The organism is Streptomyces cirratus (genome assembly GCF_014650775.1).
In the GTDB taxonomy this organism is placed as follows: domain Bacteria; phylum Actinomycetota; class Actinomycetes; order Streptomycetales; family Streptomycetaceae; genus Streptomyces; species Streptomyces cirratus.
The window spans coordinates 1-818 of sequence record NZ_BMVP01000055.1; the positions used below are offsets into that span (position 1 = coordinate 1).

The following is an 818-nucleotide window of genomic DNA, read 5'->3' on the forward strand; positions in this document are numbered from 1 at the left end:
TCGTCCATCGTCGGGAACCCCCAACGACGCTCCGCGTCCGTCGCCCAGAACTTGTCCAGGATCTGCCCGTACACGGCGAACGCCGCATCCGGATGCCAGATCACGATCCCGTTGCGGAAGCCCTGGAAGCGGCCGCCCATCATGGAGTCGCGTTCCCCGGAGGTCGGCGGGCCGAGCACGCCGCCCGGGCCGCCCATGCTGTCGTACTTGGCCCTGATCGCGCCGTACGGCATCAGGTCGTCCAGCGTGTTGTAGCGGCGGGGGGTGAATCCGCGCAGGCCGTTGCCCCACACCCGTTCCTCGGCCACGTGCCCGAAGTCGTACGTCTCGCGCACCACCGGCTGGGTGTGGCCGGCGTCGGCCCACCGGACGAACAGCGCCACGTGGTCGGTGCCGTCGGAGTCGCGCAGCAGTGCGTCGCCGGGCTGCAGGTCGGCGGCCGGGACGTCGAAGGTGACGTTCCACAGGCTCCAGGTCGTCAAGGACGACCCGAGGTGCCAGGCCATCGACACGAAGCCCGAGCAGTCGGGGCGGTAGCAGCCGAACTGGTTTGCGTAGCATCCGCTCTGGCTGTAGGGCACCTGCTCGGCGACCCAGGACCAGGCACGGTCCATGACCTCGCCGCGCCCGATCGAGCCGTCCGGTTCCGAGGCGGTCGCGGCGGGTGCCGTGAAGAAGGTGACCGCGACGGCCGCGAGCAGTGGCGCCGCGGCTTTGACCACGCGCCGAAGGATCAGCGATCTCATGCCGTCTCCCCGTCAGTTGGTGGTGGTCCAGGTGCCCCGGTCGGGGTTCCAGTGGATGCTGGCGTTCTGGAA

Annotated in this window: 1 protein-coding gene; it reads right to left on the reverse strand. The window is 69.8% G+C overall.

The features are described 5' to 3' along the window. A partial coding sequence (locus IE207_RS32865; protein WP_190187985.1) for a hypothetical protein occupies positions 1 to 746 on the reverse strand: 746 nt, incomplete at its 3' end. Positions 747 to 818 lie beyond the last annotated feature (72 nt).